The 16,918-nt window shown below is 46.5% G+C and carries 16 protein-coding genes and 1 tRNA gene; 6 read left to right on the forward strand and 11 right to left on the reverse strand.

The features are described 5' to 3' along the window. Positions 1 to 11: 11 nt before the first annotated feature. From Q366_RS20025 to Q366_RS20720, 3 genes are all read left to right on the forward strand, one after another. A complete protein-coding gene (locus tag Q366_RS20025) occupies positions 12 to 2,963 on the forward strand; it encodes a hybrid sensor histidine kinase/response regulator (RefSeq protein ID WP_051957806.1) in 2,952 nt (983 codons plus the stop codon). Positions 2,964 to 3,081: 118 nt separating this feature from the next. Then, positions 3,082 to 4,083 carry a YhdH/YhfP family quinone oxidoreductase gene (locus tag Q366_RS03860; RefSeq protein ID WP_035236505.1) on the forward strand — a complete coding sequence of 334 codons (1,002 nt, stop codon included), beginning with the start codon at positions 3,082 to 3,084 and terminating at the stop codon, positions 4,081 to 4,083. Positions 4,084 to 4,110: 27 nt separating this feature from the next. Then, positions 4,111 to 4,392 (forward strand): nitroreductase family protein, encoded by a 282-nt coding sequence (locus Q366_RS20720; protein WP_245619867.1) that lies wholly within the window; start codon positions 4,111 to 4,113, stop codon positions 4,390 to 4,392. Between the two features lie 122 nt (positions 4,393 to 4,514). Here the strand turns inward: Q366_RS20720 and Q366_RS03865 are convergent, their stop codons facing one another. From Q366_RS03865 to Q366_RS03885, 5 genes are all read right to left on the reverse strand, one after another. Beyond that, positions 4,515 to 5,198, reverse strand: coding sequence for an RNA ligase family protein (locus Q366_RS03865; RefSeq protein WP_035236506.1), 684 nt, complete (start codon positions 5,196 to 5,198; stop codon positions 4,515 to 4,517). Then, the gene (locus Q366_RS03870) at positions 5,195 to 5,734 is read right to left on the reverse strand and encodes a hypothetical protein (RefSeq protein WP_035236507.1); all 540 of its coding nucleotides are present in this window, start codon (positions 5,732 to 5,734) and stop codon (positions 5,195 to 5,197) included. Before Q366_RS03870 ends, Q366_RS03865 begins: the two co-directional genes overlap by 4 nt. Beyond that, positions 5,727 to 7,079, reverse strand: a complete 1,353-nt coding sequence (locus Q366_RS03875) for a DUF3696 domain-containing protein (RefSeq protein WP_245619858.1) — start codon at positions 7,077 to 7,079, stop codon at positions 5,727 to 5,729. Before Q366_RS03875 ends, Q366_RS03870 begins: the two co-directional genes overlap by 8 nt. Positions 7,080 to 7,611: 532 nt before the next feature. Beyond that, positions 7,612 to 7,687 (reverse strand) — tRNA-Phe (locus tag Q366_RS03880). Positions 7,688 to 7,767: 80 nt separating this feature from the next. After that, on the reverse strand, positions 7,768 to 8,505 hold the full coding sequence (locus Q366_RS03885) for an RsmE family RNA methyltransferase (protein WP_035236509.1): 738 nt from the start codon (positions 8,503 to 8,505) through the stop codon (positions 7,768 to 7,770). A 156-nt stretch (positions 8,506 to 8,661) separates the two neighbouring features. Between Q366_RS03885 and Q366_RS03890 the strand changes: the two genes are divergently transcribed. Genes Q366_RS03890 through Q366_RS03900 form a run of 3 tightly spaced genes read left to right on the forward strand, consistent with a single transcriptional unit; the run spans position 8,662 to position 10,495 of the window. Next, entirely contained in the window at positions 8,662 to 9,267 is a 606-nt protein-coding gene (locus tag Q366_RS03890; RefSeq protein WP_035236510.1) for a Maf family protein, read from the forward strand. 2 nt (positions 9,268 to 9,269) lie between these two features. Further along, positions 9,270 to 9,959, forward strand: coding sequence for a YggS family pyridoxal phosphate-dependent enzyme (locus Q366_RS03895; protein WP_035236511.1), 690 nt, complete (start codon positions 9,270 to 9,272; stop codon positions 9,957 to 9,959). Next, positions 9,956 to 10,495: an epoxyqueuosine reductase QueH gene (locus Q366_RS03900; protein WP_035236512.1), complete on the forward strand. Its 540-nt coding sequence runs from the start codon at positions 9,956 to 9,958 to the stop codon at positions 10,493 to 10,495. The genes Q366_RS03895 and Q366_RS03900 overlap by 4 nt, the downstream gene beginning before the upstream one ends. A 153-nt stretch (positions 10,496 to 10,648) precedes the next feature. Here the strand turns inward: Q366_RS03900 and ligA are convergent, their stop codons facing one another. The 6 genes from ligA to mgtE are packed head-to-tail and all read right to left on the reverse strand — an operon-like array spanning position 10,649 to position 16,910. Then, a complete protein-coding gene (ligA, locus tag Q366_RS03905) occupies positions 10,649 to 12,679 on the reverse strand; it encodes an NAD-dependent DNA ligase LigA (protein ID WP_051957807.1) in 2,031 nt (676 codons plus the stop codon). Next, the gene (locus tag Q366_RS03910; protein WP_035236513.1) at positions 12,669 to 13,445 is read right to left on the reverse strand and encodes a nucleoside phosphorylase; all 777 of its coding nucleotides are present in this window, start codon (positions 13,443 to 13,445) and stop codon (positions 12,669 to 12,671) included. The genes ligA and Q366_RS03910 overlap by 11 nt, the downstream gene beginning before the upstream one ends. Next, positions 13,414 to 13,671 carry a hypothetical protein gene (locus tag Q366_RS03915; RefSeq protein ID WP_035236514.1) on the reverse strand — a complete coding sequence of 86 codons (258 nt, stop codon included), beginning with the start codon at positions 13,669 to 13,671 and terminating at the stop codon, positions 13,414 to 13,416. The genes Q366_RS03910 and Q366_RS03915 overlap by 32 nt, the downstream gene beginning before the upstream one ends. 14 nt (positions 13,672 to 13,685) lie before the next feature. Further along, positions 13,686 to 14,726 carry a GHMP family kinase ATP-binding protein gene (locus tag Q366_RS03920; RefSeq protein ID WP_035236515.1) on the reverse strand — a complete coding sequence of 347 codons (1,041 nt, stop codon included), beginning with the start codon at positions 14,724 to 14,726 and terminating at the stop codon, positions 13,686 to 13,688. After that, positions 14,723 to 15,556, reverse strand: coding sequence for a DNA repair protein RecO (gene recO / locus Q366_RS03925; RefSeq protein WP_156968106.1), 834 nt, complete (start codon positions 15,554 to 15,556; stop codon positions 14,723 to 14,725). Before recO ends, Q366_RS03920 begins: the two co-directional genes overlap by 4 nt. Beyond that, positions 15,546 to 16,910 carry a magnesium transporter gene (gene mgtE / locus Q366_RS03930; RefSeq protein WP_035236516.1) on the reverse strand — a complete coding sequence of 455 codons (1,365 nt, stop codon included), beginning with the start codon at positions 16,908 to 16,910 and terminating at the stop codon, positions 15,546 to 15,548. Before mgtE ends, recO begins: the two co-directional genes overlap by 11 nt. Positions 16,911 to 16,918: the final 8 nt, after the last annotated feature.

Consider the following 16,918-nt stretch of genomic DNA (forward strand, 5'->3'; position numbering starts at 1 on the left):
GGACTCTGTTTTTGTATTTGGCAGCAATCCTGTTCATTTTTTCACTATTTTTAATTTTGACAATCGCAAATCCAATCTACGCGCATTTAAAAAAATCAGAAAACAACAATGTATACCATGACGCAGCGTTGACAGCCATGGCGGTGAATGAGTGGGGGAGACGTGTCACGGACCTGGCCGTTCAAATCACCAGTCGAACACAGATTCGACAGGCGCTTGAAAAATATAACAATAAAGAAATATCCTTAACACAGCTTACGGCATTTACTGAACCTAAATTATCAGATGCCATGAATATGTCAGAAGAAATTATAGGCATCACCCGGTTAGACCGCTTGGGAAAAGTCGTTGCCCGATGTGGCGAAAGTCTTCCCTCTGCACCCCGTTCGATTGATTATTCCATCTCATTTGATATGTCAGTATCCACGCCTGTTATCCAAAACAAACGTCATATAGTGGTTGTCAGTGCCCCCATTATAAATCACTCAAAGGAATATATCGGTGCGGATTTAGTATTGATTGACCTTTATCAATTAAAAAATATCATCAGCAGCAGCAAGACGAATCCGGAAAAAAACTATGAAACGATTTTAGGTTATACGTCGGACAATGCAATCTCTAAAACATTCCCTGAAATTAAAAACATAAAAAATGATGTGATCAACGATTTGCTGAAAAAGGCGTTCAAAGGCCAGAAGGGCGTGGATGACGAATCACCTGTTTTTGTTGCAGCATACCACAGCCTGGATATCAAAAACTTTGGGCTTGTTATTCTGAAAAACAAGGCAGAATTGTACAAAACCTTGAATACCAGGCTGATTTACTGGGGGCTTACGGGTATTTTTGCGTATATTGTATTTCTTGCAGGGTTTTGGTTTTTAATGAAATCCCTGGCAAACAGGTTGCTGCTGCACTCAGATGAATTAAATGAAAAGATTAAAGAACAAACCCGGCACCTTGAAGAGGAAATAAAAGAGCGGAAGCGAACAGCAGCCAAATTAGAGACAATTATTGCAGAACACCGACAGACTGAAATTTCCCTGAGTGAAAGTGAAAAAAAATATCGATTGCTGGCCAACAATGTGACCGATGTTATCTGGTCAGTGGATATGGACCTGCGCTATAACTATATCAGTCCCTCCATTGAAAAAATGTGTGGGTACACGCCGGAAGAAATCATGGAAATACCATTGGAACACTCATTTACACCTGGTTCCTATCAAAAAATAATTGAAATCTTTTCCCGGGAAAGAAGTCGTCGGGATGCCGAGCCGGTTGCGCGTACAAACAGATCCGCCGTTCTGGAACTCGATATACGCCACAAATCCGGTAAAACTGTTCCTGTTGAGGTAAATGCCTCTTTTTTAAGAGATGAATCCGGCCAGCCGACCGGAATCATCGGTATCACTCGTGATATCTTTGAGCGTAAACAAACAGAACAAGCCCTGAGGGATAGTGAGTCAAAATTCAGAAGCATATTTAATAATAAAGGAACAGCAACATGTCTTTTTGGGGATGACAGGATTATTAGAGAATGCAATCCGACATTTGAAGAACTCAGTGGGTTCCTCAAATCCGAGATCATCAATAAAATGACATGGTCTAATTTTTTTGCCAAAGAAGATATTGAAAGGATGCAGCAATACCATAATCAACGTTCGCAAGGAACCGGTTCTCCCCCATCGCAATACGAGTCCGGATTTGTTAACAAAGCGGGTAAGGTGAAAACCGTTATCATCAACATCAGTTTGGTTGGAAAAGAACGAATCTTTTCGCTGATGGATATTACCCAACGAAAGCTGGCAGAGACAGAGAATGAAAATCTGCATAAAAAACTGGCACAGTCACAAAAAATGGAGGCTATGGGGTCTTTAGCAGGTGGGATTGCCCATGATTTTAACAACATCCTTGGTGCGATTATAGGGTTCACCGAACTTGCAAAAATGAACAATGTTGACAATGAAAAGAAAGAGAAATATCTCAATAGGGTGTTAACTGCTGCAGATCGGGCAAAAGATCTTGTTCACCAGATACTTACATTCAGCCGGCAGACAGAACAGGAGATTAAACCGTTAAAGGTGGGGCCGATTATAAAAGAAGTCGTTCAACTGCTCAGAGCATCATTACCTTCGACCATAGAGATCCAAAGTGATATCACCAGCGAGTCACTCATCATGGGGGACCGGACCCAGGTCCACCAGGTCATTTTAAACCTTTGCACCAATGCCGGCCATGCCATGCAGGAAAATGGCGGAAAACTATATGTAAGCCTGATGAACCAAAGACTTGGATCGGATTTCACTGCGCACACCCCTGATTTATCCATTGGTGATTATGTAAAAATAGAGGTGAAAGACACAGGACACGGTATTCCACCTGAATTGATCGATCGCCTGTTTGAACCGTTTTTTACAACAAAGGATAAGGGTGAAGGAACAGGCATGGGACTTGCGGTTGTCCACGGTATCGTGAAACGCATGAAAGGGGAAGTTGTCGTTGAAAGTTCTTTGGGAGAGGGAAGTTCCTTTAGTGTCTATCTTCCGGTTGTTCAAGATATGGAACAGACGGATGAGCCGGAAAAAGACCCTCTTGCCAAAGGCTGCGGACATATCCTTTTTGTTGACGATGAACCGGCTTTAGTTGACATTGGCGGGTTGCTTCTGAAAGAACTGGGTTATAACGTAACGACAAGAACCAGTGGGATTGAAGCGCTGGAAGCATTTAAATCCACCCCGGATAAATTCGATCTTGTGCTGACGGATATGACAATGCCCCAGATGACAGGAGAACGACTGACCAGGGAAATTCTTTCAATCCGTCAGGATATTCCCATTATAATCAGTACAGGGTTCAGTTCATCAATGACCGAAAAAAAAGCACTGAAACTTGGGGCAAAAGGCTTTTTAATGAAGCCTTTTGTCCTATCAGAACTTGCAAGGGTGATTCATAATGTACTGGAATGACTTTAGCCCATGCCATTATCTGCAGCCTCTCATTTATCAAAATTTTGGTTCATTTTTTTAAGAAGCCTTAACATCGACTTTTTTTTCTCGTAGAACTAAAAAAATAAAGGAAATCAAAATGGAATCCATACAATTTAATGCGATGCAGATTTATGAAAAAGAGGCAGGTGTATTTGAACGCAAAATCATCTCAAAAAACACCTCGGAGTTACCTGATGGTGACGTCCTGATAAAGGTAAGTTACTCTTCCCTGAATTATAAGGATGCGCTTTCATCCATTGGCAATAAGGGGGTTACCCGGCAATATCCACATACACCGGGAATCGATGCTGCAGGTATTGTAACGGAAAGTAGTTCCAGCCTCTTTAAACCCAACGATGAGGTCATCGTAACCGGGTATGATCTTGGGATGAATACCGCTGGTGGCTTTGGCGAATATATACGCGTTCCCGCTGACTGGGTTGTACCGTGTCCTGAGTCTTTATCCCTAAAAGAGAGCATGATTTACGGCACTGCCGGTTTTACAGCTGCTTTGTCTGTTTACAAACTTATTGGATCTGGCGTAAACCCTGAAGATGGTGAAATCCTTGTGACAGGTGCAACCGGGGGGGTGGGGAGCATAGCCGTATCAATCCTGAAAAAACTTGGATATGAAGTGATTGCGGCAACCGGGAAAATTCATGAAAAAAAATTGTTACAGTCCATCGGTGCAAAAGACATCATTGATCGCAGCGAACTGAATGACACCTCTAATCGTCCAATGCTTAAAGGCAGATGGGCAGGTGTAATCGATACCGTAGGTGGCAATACACTGTCCACCGCTTTAAAAATGACCAAATATTCCGGAAGTGCCACATGCTGCGGCAATGTATCTTCACATGAATTCACAAGTTCAATTTATCCTTTTATTCTTCGGGGTGTCTCTCTTTTGGGAATTGACTCGGTCCAGTGCCCTATGGCATTAAGAAAGGATATCTGGTTTAACCTTGCAACGACTTGGAAGATTGACAATATCAATTCAAATGTTACGGAAGTCTCTTTAGAAGAACTCAACGGAAGAATCGATCTGATACTTGCAGGCAAGCATGTAGGACGAACCATCATTAATCATAACCTATAGATCGAATGGAATCTGGGTGTTGACAGAATATGCAGGGATGCACCTCAGCTCGTCTTTGCCTATGCCTCTAATGAATTCGGAACGGCTTCGGCCGACTGTCATACCGCCCTTGCTTACCTCGAACTTGCCTTACCGGCATTTGGTCTGGGAAGTTGCTGGGCTGGCTATGTCAATTATGCCGCTGCTCAATGGCCGGGTTTATCAGAAAAACTCAGGCTTCCTGAAAATCATACCTGTCATGGTGCGCTCATGGTTGGAATACCAAAAATAAAATATGCCAGGGCACCTAAAAAAATGAGCCGGATATGACTTATTTTACAGGCGAACAATACTGATTTTCATCACATTGTGGCGGACGTCCATGTCCGCCTAAAGATGAGTTAAAAAGCGTGGAAGTACAGATAGTCTACTTGATAGGCAGGCTTCACCAATTATTGCCTACTTATGGTTTGATTCGGGATAATAGCTTTTTGAGACCAGTGGACGTCAATGTTCTGGATGAATTTGGCTTTAACGATTTTGGCTCTTTGCTTTAACCATTTATCTCCATCGTAACGAATATAAATACCTTCGCCTTGCTCGGGCCCAAAACACGAACGCCCCATTAAGGCTTCTAATTGCGGCAATGTGAAGATCCCTTGTTGGATAAAGGGAACGGATGAAATATTCATCTGTTCAAATTTTCGATTTCTTGGCTTTAATGATAGGAATTGGTTGTTTTGTTTATCAAAGATATCAAAACCTAAGAAATAATCAGGCAGTCTATTATATCCGATTGAATGTTTTGCAAAACACCATTCACCAAACAAAATATACCGGTCAAAGAGATGGTCAAACAAAATTTCCATTCGGGGAGTCAGCCAGTTTCCCACTTTCTTCCACTGCCCCAAATAAGGCGGAGAAAGCATAGAACCCCTATTCTGAAGAATTAAGCTGCCTTGCGTATCAAAAGAAATACCTAAGTTTGCCCCGTCTATTTTTTCTTCGACAATCAAAATATTTTTCAAAAAGATTTTTCGGTTCTCCTGAGATAGCACCTTATCATCCCTAACACTGTTTCCCCCAAGCATTATCAGATGGGGAGTAGAAGGAAATTTGAAAAATATCTGATTCATTTTTCCATCTTTTTTTCGTATTTTACTTTCACAAAATCCGGACACAGAAAATTTACTTTAATTCCTGATTCGTCAAGAGCATCTTTCCATCCCCACCATTTGCTATCCGTTGCTTCCATTATCTGCGGTTTCTTATGATGCGCATTTGCCACGGCAACAAACTTCCTATCACTGATATCAAAATCGGCAAGTCCTGGGTGGTCTGGAAATTCATCATATGAATCATCTTTAGGGGTAATCGTGACCCTGTTAGATTCCGGAAAGCTGTATCGATTATAATGAAGCCATTTTAAAAATTCGTCACCCACGCCTGGTTGTCCACTCATGGAAAGCTTGCCTCGATATTCATTAAAAATTTCGTCGCCATTATCTAACACAAGATTGCCGTTTTCAATGACCTCCATTATTGAGTCAACACACTGCTGGACACATATGATCAATTCTTCAGGAATAGACATAGGATCAACGGCAAGGTTAGCCGTTTTGGGAACGTTGGTGTCAATTACAATGGGAGAAGAGGCCGTCTGATTATTCATCCTGAAGATCCTTTTGAATTTTTACCTGTTGAATTCTTTTTTCCATTGCCGCTTTGGCATGTTTAGTCACGTCCCCCATTTCATCTCCAAAAAAATTTTTAGGCCAGTTACTAATATTGCCAAAGATATCAATTTGAAGAGGCTCCAGCTTGGCTGGCAATTGATCCACTTTTGCAAAATAGGCGGAAATTTTATCTGCGGCAATGCTATCTTCGGCTATACGTCTTTGGAATCGCTTCAAAAAATGTTCGGAGTGAGTCTCTATTATCAACTGAATATTTCGATCCTTTCCCTTTTCCCTTGAATGAATAACGTCAATCATTACATCTGCCAGTGCGGCCTGGGCGCTTGGGTGCAGATGAATTTCAGGCTGTTCCATGATAATGATGGAGTTGGCCGGTGCATAAAAGCACTGAACCAGAACCGGGAGCACCTGTGATACGCCAAACCCTACATCAGGGAGGTCCACCCAGTCTTTTGAGCCTTTTGTCTGGACTTTCACCTCATATTCCTGGCGCTGCGCTGAAATCCGCCTTACTTTAAATTCATCAATTAGATCCATATTTTTCAGGCTTTTTGCAACGATCTGTTCTATTGGCTGCGTGGGTTTTTTGTATCCCAAATTTATTTTCCGATTTTTTGCCGCAAGTATGGCGGCAATAGTTGATTCCCCAGAATAACCAACGCTTTCTGGAGTAATTCCACTCCAAGAATAGAGTCTATCGGTTTTTTCCCGCAACGGGCCAAGATAAAATATGGATTTAAACAGGTTTTCATGTTCAAGGTTCAGACTTTGAACAAACTGGGCGTTTTGATGGTATGAAACTACTTCATCCGGGAATCCGTAAAATCTGACAGGCGTGCCTGGGTACCAGACCCTTCCTGTATTTCTTTTTAAAGGATAATTTTTGCAAAAAACGTCATATTCATTTTTTGTTCCTGATTTCTTCTTAAGCATTCCAATTTGGAGCTCTTCTGCATTAGTCGCATTTAGGGTGTAATAAAATTCTTCCATACAAAGAGTTTGACCACCATCTTCCTGCATGGCAATTTTTCCATCAAATCCCATGTGGCCGACCGCATATCTTTTTTTGTTTAATGCATCTTCAAATTTCAGTTCCTTGCTCAAATCCCAGTTATAGCCGAAGGAAATTTTTTTTCTGATATCTCTTCTAAACACCATTTCCTGGAAAGACCCTAACTGAACAGCAGAATTCTTATCCCCGGGATAGAGGACTGCTTTTCTATCAGATGACTGAACCGTCTGTTTAAGCATCATCAAGAAGTGCCCGATACTTGATTTACCAGAGCTGTTGGTCCCAAAAAACAGGGTTACCGGGGCCATTTTTATTGAGTCTGTGTCTTGCCAACCCTTGAAATTTTTTATGGTCAAATTTTGGAGCATTATAGCCTCCCTGGTCTTCTATTAGGTGCGCTTCGCTAAATATCGTTCAATCAATATCCTAAATTTTTACAAGAAAGTTATGAGTATTCACTATAGCATGTATGAAGGTCAATATTTAAATACAATTAATACAATACCGCAAAACTCACCTTTTTTGAATTTGTTGCCATTCGGCGGACTGCCACTTTCGTCCGAAATTGATGCAGTTCGAACTCTTTCACTGCTTGGGCCAATAACCGATTTCAATCCTTTTCGGGGTGAGTTTTGCGGTATTGCGAAAAATCAAAGTCTTTAGACCCTCTTGGGTGTCAGCTTGTAAGAAAAGCGAAGACGATCTTATGATGGCTGACAGAAAGCAGGAAAAATACCTGAAAAATCAGATGGAAACAATTACGGGCACAGTCACCGATTCACCAATAAAAAAAGCTTCCAGTGAAAAAAACTGAAAGCCTCTTCATTCGTAGCTTTTGTGTGGTGCCCAGGAACAGAATTGAACTGCTGACACGGGGATTTTCAGTCCCCTGCTCTACCGACTGAGCTACCTGGGCACACCAAACAACGACAGCTTTTATATGTTCTTTACCCTTTCAAGTCAAGCAAAAAATTAGAAACGTATTAAGAATACTTTTCAGCATCCGCCCATATCACCCAGCAGATACTGGATTAAACCGCAGGCACATACCGCTGCTGTTTCTGCCCTTAAAATCCTGGGCCCAAGGGAATAGCTCATAAAGCCTGATTCAGCGGCACGCCTGATCTCTTCTTCTTCAAACCCGCCCTCTGGTCCGATCAGGACAACAGCACTGTTATCCTCTCCAGGAACCGGACCGGAAAGAGGCCGGTCCGACGCTTCCCAGAAGGCGAATCTGTGCGAACAGCCTTTTGAAAATACCAGAACCTGTTGAAAATCCATGGGCGGCATAATTTCAACAAGACTGGACCGTCTGCACTGCTTCAAAGACTCCCTGGCAATGGTCTGCCATCGCTCAATCTGTTTTTTCTCCCGATTCTGACCTGACAATGGGATGGATCTTTTACAATAAAAAGGAATCCAACGGGTTACCCCGAGTTGGGTAATCTGCTTGATGATCTCATCCATCTTGTTGTGTTTGAGCATGGCAGTACACAAGGTCAGATCAAGATTTGATTCTGTGAGGCTTTTTTTTTCACTTAGAATGGAAATTTGCACAAGTTCAGGAGAGACCTGGTCTATACAACCTGTAAAGTCAGTGCCATGGCCATCGGTCATGGAAATGGCATCCTGGGGTTTAAGCCTTAGTACCTTGCATATATGTTTTGCGTCCTGACCATGGATTACGGCCTTATCTGCGTTTAATGCCTCTTTATTAATTAAAAACTTCTGCATATTTATGTCTTGATTCCGTTAAAAAATGAATAAATTTTTGATCATTATAGTCTGCAATAAATAACCTTTACCATGAATTTATCTCCCCCTATTAAAAATAATTTTAAAATACGGCAAATCTGTTCGCAAGTCATGAATTATGATACATAAGGGACCATGAAAACCATAAACAAAGAGACCATTATTCTTGCCTCAGGTTCACCGCGCAGAAAAGATCTGATGACCCGGGCAGGCATTGATTTCAAAATTCATGTGGCTGATATTGACGAATCTAAAGTTGATCCGGGCATGGCCCCCGAAGACTATGTCTGTTTATTGTCCAAAACCAAGGCCCAGGCCGTGGCTCCAAACTATCCTGACGCCTGGACCATCGGGGCGGACACCATTGTGGCGGTCGGCAGTACGATTTTAGGAAAACCTGCCAGGCGGGAACAGGCCGTAACCATGTTAACCCAGCTCAGCAACCGGGAACACAGTGTCGTTACCGCCTTCACCATCACCAGACCGGAGGCCAATGATATGGTTACCCGGGTTGTAAACACCCGGGTGCGGTTTAAAGCACTGTCCAACGATGAAATCAACTGGTACGCAGACACCGGCGAGCCCTATGACAAAGCCGGCGGTTATGGGATACAGGGGATTGGGGCCTTTCTGGTCAAAGAGATATCCGGATCTTATACCAACGTTGTCGGCCTGCCCGTGTGTGAACTCATTGATGTCCTGGTATCTTTGGGGGCAATCAGTTTTAAGGAAGCAAAATAGCAATGCAGATTCAATCCAATATAAAAAAAATTCATGATGACATACGTGCTGCAGCGCAAAAAAGCGGACGGGATGCATCCCGGGTGACCCTTATCGCAGTAAGCAAAAGAAAACCGCCTGAGATGATCCAGCAAGCCATTGATGCCGGCCACAGGGATTTCGGGGAAAATTATATCCAGGAAGCCATGGAAAAAATTGATATCCTGGGCAGAGAATCAGCGATTTGGCATTTTATAGGGCATCTTCAATCCAACAAAGCCAAATTCGCGGTAAAATATTTTGACCTGATTCATACCGTGGATACGCTTAAGCTTGCCGGGGAAATCAACCGCCAGGCCCGGAAAATCGGAAAAATCCAGAAGATTCTGCTCCAGGTAAATATTGCCCGGGAAACAACCAAATCCGGTGCAGAAGAAAATGAAGTTATGAATATTGCAAAACAGGCCTGCCAGTTTGACAACCTGCATGTTTCAGGACTTATGTGCATGCCGCCTTTTTTCGATGACCCTGAAGATGCAAGAATTTATTTTAAAAGACTTAAACAGATCAGCAAAGAGATTGAAACGCTCAATCTTCCCAATACAGCCATGACCCATTTATCCATGGGCATGAGCAATGATTTTACCGTGGCCGTTGAAGAAGGGGCGACGTTCGTGCGCGTGGGCACAGCCATCTTCGGAGCAAGGCTGTGAGAATTGTTCTGCACACCTGCTGCGGCCCGTGCAGCATCTATCCCCTTGGGGTTTTAAGAAACATGGGCATGGAGGTCATGGGATATTTTTACCGGCATAATATTCATCCATTCACCGAATGTATGAAGCGTGAGGCAACATTGCGCGATTATGCGGATCAGATGAATCTGAAAATGATTTGGCAAAAAGGGTATGAACTTGAAGAATTTTTGCGTGCCGTGACGTTCAGGGAACAAAACAGGTGCAGATACTGCTACCACGCACGTCTTAAAGCCAGCGCCCTGGTTGCCAAAAAGGGAAAATTCGACGGGTTTTCCACCACCCTGCTCTATTCAAAATTCCAGAATCATGCTCTGATCACGGAAATCGGCCAGGACTTGGCAAAACAATATGGCCTGAAATTCATTTATCATGATTTCCGTGAAGGCTGGAAACAGGGGATAGAAACATCAAAGGCATTAGGCATGTACCGCCAGCAGTATTGCGGCTGTATTTACAGCGAAAAAGACCGGTACTATGCAAAAAATGAGGAATAAATTGCTGACAAGCCACTCCTTGTGAGCAAATAAATCCGGTTCTTCGCAGATGCGTTTGGTTGGGCTCATGCCGCACCCGCCCAAGCGTTTTAGCCAACATGCTCAGACCAGGGCCTGATTTTTAGGATGGCTTTATAACAGGCATGGGACGCCTCATTTTTTCACCCCGGGAAGAATCAGTTCAAGAAGCCTGGCTTCATCCCATACCGTGATGCCCAGATCCCTGGCTTTAGCAAGTTTGGAACCGGCCTGGGCCCCGGCAATAACGATGTCGGTCTTCTTTGATACTGAACCTGGCACCTGCGCACCTAGGGCCATAAGCTTTGCCTTGGCCTGGTCTCTTGTCATGGCGTCAAAACTGCCGGTCAGCACGATGGTTTTACCGCTGACCGCATTGTCCTTTTCATCGGCGTCACCGTACAGGTCATTGGTAATGGATACGCCGGCATCAAGCAGACCTTTCACGTTTTTGATATTTTCTTCAATGGAAAAAAATCCGGTCACAGCCCCGGCCGTGGTCTCCCCCATACCGTGAATGGCGCTGATGGTCTGTGTATCTGCGGCCATAAGGGATTCAAGGTCCGCAAATTTTCGGGCCAGAAGCCGGGCCGCATGCTCGCCTGTGTGGTCAATGCCCAGGGCAAAGATAAACCGTGGAAAAGAAACCGTTTTGGACTGTTCAATGGCAGCGATAATGTTATCGGCAGATTTTGACCCCATACGTTCAAGCCCTGCCAGCGTATCCCGGTCCAGATGAAAGAGATCGGCAAAGCAGTGTACAAGTTTTTCGTCCACAAGCTGCTCCACCAGTTTTTTGCCAAGTCCGTCCATGTCAAAGGCTTTTTTGGAGACAAAATGGCGGATGCGCTCCTTGATCTGGGCGCTGCATCCGGCATTGATGCATTTCACAGCAGCTTCCCCGTCAAGGCGCCTTACCCTGGAACCGCATACCGGACAGGTGCCGGGCATGACAAACACCCGCTCTTCCCCGGTCCGGGCCCCGGGGACAATTTTCACCACCTTGGGAATCACATCCCCTGCCCTGGTGATCAATGCCGTATCACCGATGCGGATATCTTTTCGTTCAATTTCATCGGCATTGTGCAGGGTGGCCCTGGAAACCGTGACACCGCCGATGTTCACCGGCACAAGTTCCGCCACAGGAGTCAGGGTTCCGGTGCGGCCCACCTGGACCGTGATATCCAGTATTTTGCTGGTCTTTTCCATGGCCGCAAATTTATAGGCAATGGCCCATCTGGGACTTTTAATCTTTTGGCCCAGGGCCTGCTGGATTAAAATATCATCCACCTTGATCACCATGCCGTCAATGTCATAGGCCAGTTCCGGACGAAGGGTTTCCAGGTGCTTAAAATTTTCCAGCACCTGCCGGATTGAAATACTTTTTTTAATCAGCGGATTCACCGGGAACCCAAGATCCGAAAGCGATTCAAGCATCTGGGCCTGGGTGGAAAAAGAAAGGCCATGCACCACCCCCACGCCATAGACAAACAGGGTCAAAGGCCGCTGGGCTGTGATTTTTGAATCCAGCTGGCGCAGGGAACCTGCGGCAGCATTGCGGGGATTGGCAAAAACCGGTTCGCCTTTATCCAGGCGGTGCTGGTTGAGCATTTCAAAATCTTTATGCCGGATGATCACCTCCCCGCGCACTTCAATGAAATCCGGCACAGGGGTTTTATTGTCCATCAGGCCCAGGGGCACGGATCTGATGGTCCTGATATTGTCCGTGATCACCTCGCCGGTGTATCCGTCCCCCCGGGTGGTGGCCAGGACCAGGACCCCGTTTTCATACGTCAGTTCCACAGCCAGGCCGTCCAGTTTGGGTTCTGCTGTATAGGCCAGGGCATGAGCCCCGGAAGTTTTCAGACACCGGGCATGAAAATCAAGGATCTCCTGGTCGTTAAAGGCATTGTCCAGACTGAGCATGGGAACCGAGTGGGAGGCCGTGTCAAAGGCGGTTAAGGGCGGGGCCCCGATGCGCCGGGTGGGAGAATCCTTGGTGACAAGCTCAGGAAACCGGGTTTCAATGTCAATGAGCTGCCGCAGCAGCATGTCATAGGTCTGGTCATCAATGACAGGATCATCCAGAACATGATAGCGGTAACTGTGTTCGGTCAGTTCCCGGCGCAGCTTTTCCGCCTCAATCCGGCATGCATCAAAATCCATGGGCAAGTGTTCCTGTCAGTTCCATGGCAATGCCACAGGCCTGTTTCCGCATGAGTTTAAACCTTTTTTTGTCAAAGCCCGGGTCCCAGGTGCCGTCTGCCCGGGCAAGACTGTCAGACACCACAAGCAACGCAGCGATGGGGATCTTCCTGAACGCAGCGGCCGCAAACAGGGCCGAGCACTCCATGTCCACGGCACAGGCCCCTTTATCCGTGTACCAGGCCACCTTTTCAGACGTTTCCCGGTAGATGGCATCCGTGGTCCAGATGGTGGCATGGGTATGGGTGTCAAGCCCGGCCGTTCCAAGTGATTGCAAAAGTGTTGCGGTAAGGCGGGTATCAGCAGTGACCGTGGGCAGATCTTCCCGCAGATCCATGTAATGCCGGGATGTCCCCTCATCAGCCAGGGCATTTTCCACCACCACCAGATCACCCGGGGCAAGATCCGGGGAAAGCCCGCCACACCAGCCAAGGACAATAACAGCCTGGGCACCCTTTGCAATCAACGACTCCAGCAGCATCACCCCATAGGGCGCCCCGATGTAAGGACCTGTCACACTCATCCCCAAAGGGTCATCTTCCTTAACCAGCAGGCTGCTGTTAAAAAAAGCCCGGGATTGCCACTTGCCAAACCCCTGGCGGATCAGTCCCATGTCCGGGTCTGCACTGACCATCAATGCGGCCGGCCCCACGCGCCTTGCCTTTCGTTCTCCTGACGGCGGAACAATTGAGGGGCTATTCAGGTCCGACCATGCCGGATAGCTCATCTTTTACCTCATCAATAATGTCATACAGCCACATGACATCTTCCACGGAGAGCCGGCCCGCTTTCATGGGCGCCCGGTCCGAGCCGTCTTTTTTCTTCAGAATTCTGGGACCGATCTGAAGTTTGGGTTCACCCTGACCATACTGCATGATGGAGATGACCAGTCCGGTTTCCTCATTTTTCCATTCCGCTTTTTTTTTATCCTGTTCGGGATCATATCCTGCCATTTTATCTCCTTTCACTAGTGTACAAAAATTCCCATAGTATCTATGGCTGTATCCAGTACCATTGCCCCGTCAATGGGATCAAGCATGTTCTGCCATTGTGTTTTCAGCTTGTCAATATCTGTTTCTTCCCCAATGGCCCATAGACAGCCGCCGCCCCCGGCGCCTGTGAATCTGGCCCCGCAGCCTTGGGCCTTTGCAGATTCCCACAGCTTTTTACCGGTATTGTCCAGCACATCCGGGGTCATTTCACAACGAATCGCTGTTTCCTGGTTCATCAACTGTGCGGCCGCCTTAAAGGAAAAAGCGCCCAGGGCGCTGGTGAACTGCCGTGTCAAACGGGTGATGCACTCAAATGCATCATATGCCCTGCCTGATTTAAAGTCATTTACCCACCGGGTGTTGATATCCCCCGAATCATGGGGAATGCCGCAATAAGCCACAATGAGATGGCGGTTCAGTTTTTCTATTTTTTCATGGGAGTCAAACACCGGGCAACGTATAAATTCAGGGCTGTTGCGCCCGAATGTCCATTCCCACAGGTTCACCCCGCCAAACGCGGCAGAGGCCTGGTCCTGGACCCCGCACACCACCCCTGCCACGGCACCTTCCAGATAATGGGCCAGCCAGGCAATATGTTCGGGATGGATCTGTTTTTCCAAGGCAGTATAAACGGCTGCAATAATGGCCACGGCTGCACAGGAAGACCCGCCAAGGGCACTTCGGACAGGCGATTTGGATTCAATGTGCAGATGTACCCCATGGACATTAAAATACTGGAAAACGGCAAACATCAGTCCCATGGGGCCGTCCCACCCTTTTTCATCAAGGCTGCGGTCAATGGTGTCAAACCCCTTGGAAGAAATTTTAATCCGTCCTTGTTCCCACGGTGATAGATAGACATGGGTGCGCATATCAAGGGCCAGGTTCAGGGTGGCCGGTTTAAGACCTGCCAAGGGCAGATAAAAGGTGGAAATATCCAGGGTGCCGCCGAAATCAATGCGGCAGGGCACGCAAACCTGTATCTGTTTTTTTTCAAGTATTGGCGCAAGATTCATATTTCAGATCTCATTTTCTGTAAAAATTTCAAACTGTTGAAATGTCGTCCGATATAAAACGGAATAAAGGATTCCAGCAGGGTTTCGCCCTCCCGGATGGCAACGGGAGAAAACTTGATACGGTCTGCCCGTGACATTTCCACGGTATTGATCCAGGACAATTGCTTCAGGGTCCCCTTGGACACCCAGCACCCCCGGGCACTGCCGCCAAAAGGTCCGGCTGATTCCCGGGCAAAGCGTTCACTGCCCCGGCATTCCGGACAGACAATCCGCCCGGCTTTGAAATCAAACCAGAACCGGGTCAAATGAACATCCTCCAGATTTGTACGGCAGGCATCGCACTGGTCAAGCCCGGGAGAAAACCCGGACAACCGCATAAAGCGGATCTGAAACAGCAGGCTGATCACTTCGGTGCGGATAAAACCATCATCGACCATCTCAAGGGCCGTGAAAAGCAGTTCAAAAATATCTGGCTGGGCCTTTCCCTCCTCCAGCCACTGGGTAACAATTTCCATCCAGTAGGAGGCATACGCCGTGTTCACCACATCATACCGGATATGAGAAAACCCGTTTTCAAGAACCGTCTGGCACAGATTGATCATGGCGGTCCTGTTTTTTTTGGGAAAGGCGCACTGGATATGATTGACCGAAAACAGATCCATGGCACCTGAAAACCTGCGCACGCTCTTTTTTGCATTTTTTGCCATCACACTGATCTTTCCTTTGTCCCGGGTCAGAAAGGTAATGATCAGGTCATGGTCTCCATATTCAATTTTGCGCAGCAAAATGGCGTCTGTGCTGAAATCGTCCATATTGTTGTCAGAAGCCAAGCAGTACTCTTGTAATCGTGAAATAGCAGTAAACGCTGATAAGGTCCATGGTGGTGGTGACAAAGGGACCTGTGGCCACGGCCGGATCAATATTGAGCCGATGGAAAATCATGGGCACCGAGGTTCCCACAAAAGCAGCCACGGTCATGGAAGATAAAATTGAGAATCCGACAACCACAGACAATGCCCAGGAAAAGGGTTCGGCCATGAAGCTGAACTTGGCCACGACAGCAATCAAAGTGCCATAGGTTACCCCTAGGATAAACCCCACGCCAAGTTCCCTTGAAATGATCTTGGCAAAATCCCGGATATTCACCCGGCCTGTGGCAATACCCCGCACCACGATGGTGGCGCTCTGGGTACCGATGTTGCCCCCCATGCCCATGATGATAGGAATAAACGCGGCAAGCCCTGTCAACTGTGCCAGGGTGGATTCAAACCCGCCGATGATGAAAAAGTTGGCGATGCCGCCAAGGCAGCTGGCAAACAGCCAGGGCAGCCGGATCCGGGTGCCTTTGAGAATGGACTGGGTCTCAACATAATCTTCACCCACACCAGCCATTTTCAACATATCTTCGGTGGCAGTCTCGTGCAGGATGTCAATGACGTCATCCACGGTAACAATACCGATGATCCGGTTGTCATCGTCCACAACCGGCACGGCCAGGTAATCATACCGCGAGACCAGGCGGGCCACCACATTTCGGTCCGTATAGGGCTTGACCGATACAATATCCGTGGCCATAAACGATTTAAGGGGCTTATCCGGGGACTCCACCACAAGCTGGCGAAGGGAACTGACCCCCACAAGCTTGCCATAATTATCGATCACATAGATGTAGAAAGGCATCTCAACATCCAGATACTTGTTCTGCAGTGCTTCGATAACTTCCTTTGCCTTGACGTCTTCTTCCAGGGCCACGTAATCCTTGACCATGAGACTGCCGGCGGTATCCTCTTCATAACTCATGATCTGCTCGACATTGTACGATTCTTCCTTTTTCATTTTGGACAGAATCTTGTCGGACAGTTCCTCGTCCAGACACCCGAGCAGTTCGGCAGCATCATCCGAGGGCATGTGGTCAAACACCGTAACCAGCTTATCGAAATCCAGGATTTTGACACACTCCACAAAGGTTTTTTCGGACAGGTGGGAAAACAGCAGGCCGATATCTTCGGGATTGTCCAGCAGATTGAACAGCTTTTCCCGGTTAAGGGGGGTCATATTCTCAAAAATAATGGACAGGTCTGCCATGTGGGTTTTTTTTATGATATTGAGCAGCTGTTTATTGGCCCCCCGGCGTAACAATCTTGTAATGCTGGTCTCAAGTATCTGGATTTGCTCTTTTTGCATGGATAAGT

The organism is Desulfobacter vibrioformis DSM 8776 (genome assembly GCF_000745975.1).
Lineage (GTDB): Bacteria > Desulfobacterota > Desulfobacteria > Desulfobacterales > Desulfobacteraceae > Desulfobacter > Desulfobacter vibrioformis.

Excerpts from the sequence above, each read along its gene's own strand:
- Q366_RS03875 (WP_245619858.1), bottom strand. The coding sequence starts at position 7,079 with ATGGCCCCGGTAACCCTGTTTTTTGGGACCAACAGCTCTGGTAAATCA.
- mgtE (WP_035236516.1), bottom strand. The coding sequence starts at position 16,910 with ATGCAAAAAGAGCAAATCCAGATACTTGAGACCAGCATTACAAGATTG.
- Q366_RS03885 (WP_035236509.1), bottom strand. The coding sequence starts at position 8,505 with ATGCAGAAGTTTTTAATTAATAAAGAGGCATTAAACGCAGATAAGGCC.
- Q366_RS03920 (WP_035236515.1), bottom strand. The coding sequence starts at position 14,726 with ATGAATCTTGCGCCAATACTTGAAAAAAAACAGATACAGGTTTGCGTG.
- Q366_RS03870 (WP_035236507.1), bottom strand. The coding sequence starts at position 5,734 with ATGAATAATCAGACGGCCTCTTCTCCCATTGTAATTGACACCAACGTT.
- Q366_RS03915 (WP_035236514.1), bottom strand. The coding sequence starts at position 13,671 with ATGGCAGGATATGATCCCGAACAGGATAAAAAAAAAGCGGAATGGAAA.
- Q366_RS03865 (WP_035236506.1), bottom strand. The coding sequence starts at position 5,198 with ATGAATCAGATATTTTTCAAATTTCCTTCTACTCCCCATCTGATAATG.
- Q366_RS03895 (WP_035236511.1), top strand. The coding sequence starts at position 9,270 with ATGCAGATTCAATCCAATATAAAAAAAATTCATGATGACATACGTGCT.
- ligA (WP_051957807.1), bottom strand. The coding sequence starts at position 12,679 with ATGGATTTTGATGCATGCCGGATTGAGGCGGAAAAGCTGCGCCGGGAA.
- Q366_RS03910 (WP_035236513.1), bottom strand. The coding sequence starts at position 13,445 with ATGAGCTATCCGGCATGGTCGGACCTGAATAGCCCCTCAATTGTTCCG.
- Q366_RS03890 (WP_035236510.1), top strand. The coding sequence starts at position 8,662 with ATGAAAACCATAAACAAAGAGACCATTATTCTTGCCTCAGGTTCACCG.
- Q366_RS03860 (WP_035236505.1), top strand. The coding sequence starts at position 3,082 with ATGGAATCCATACAATTTAATGCGATGCAGATTTATGAAAAAGAGGCA.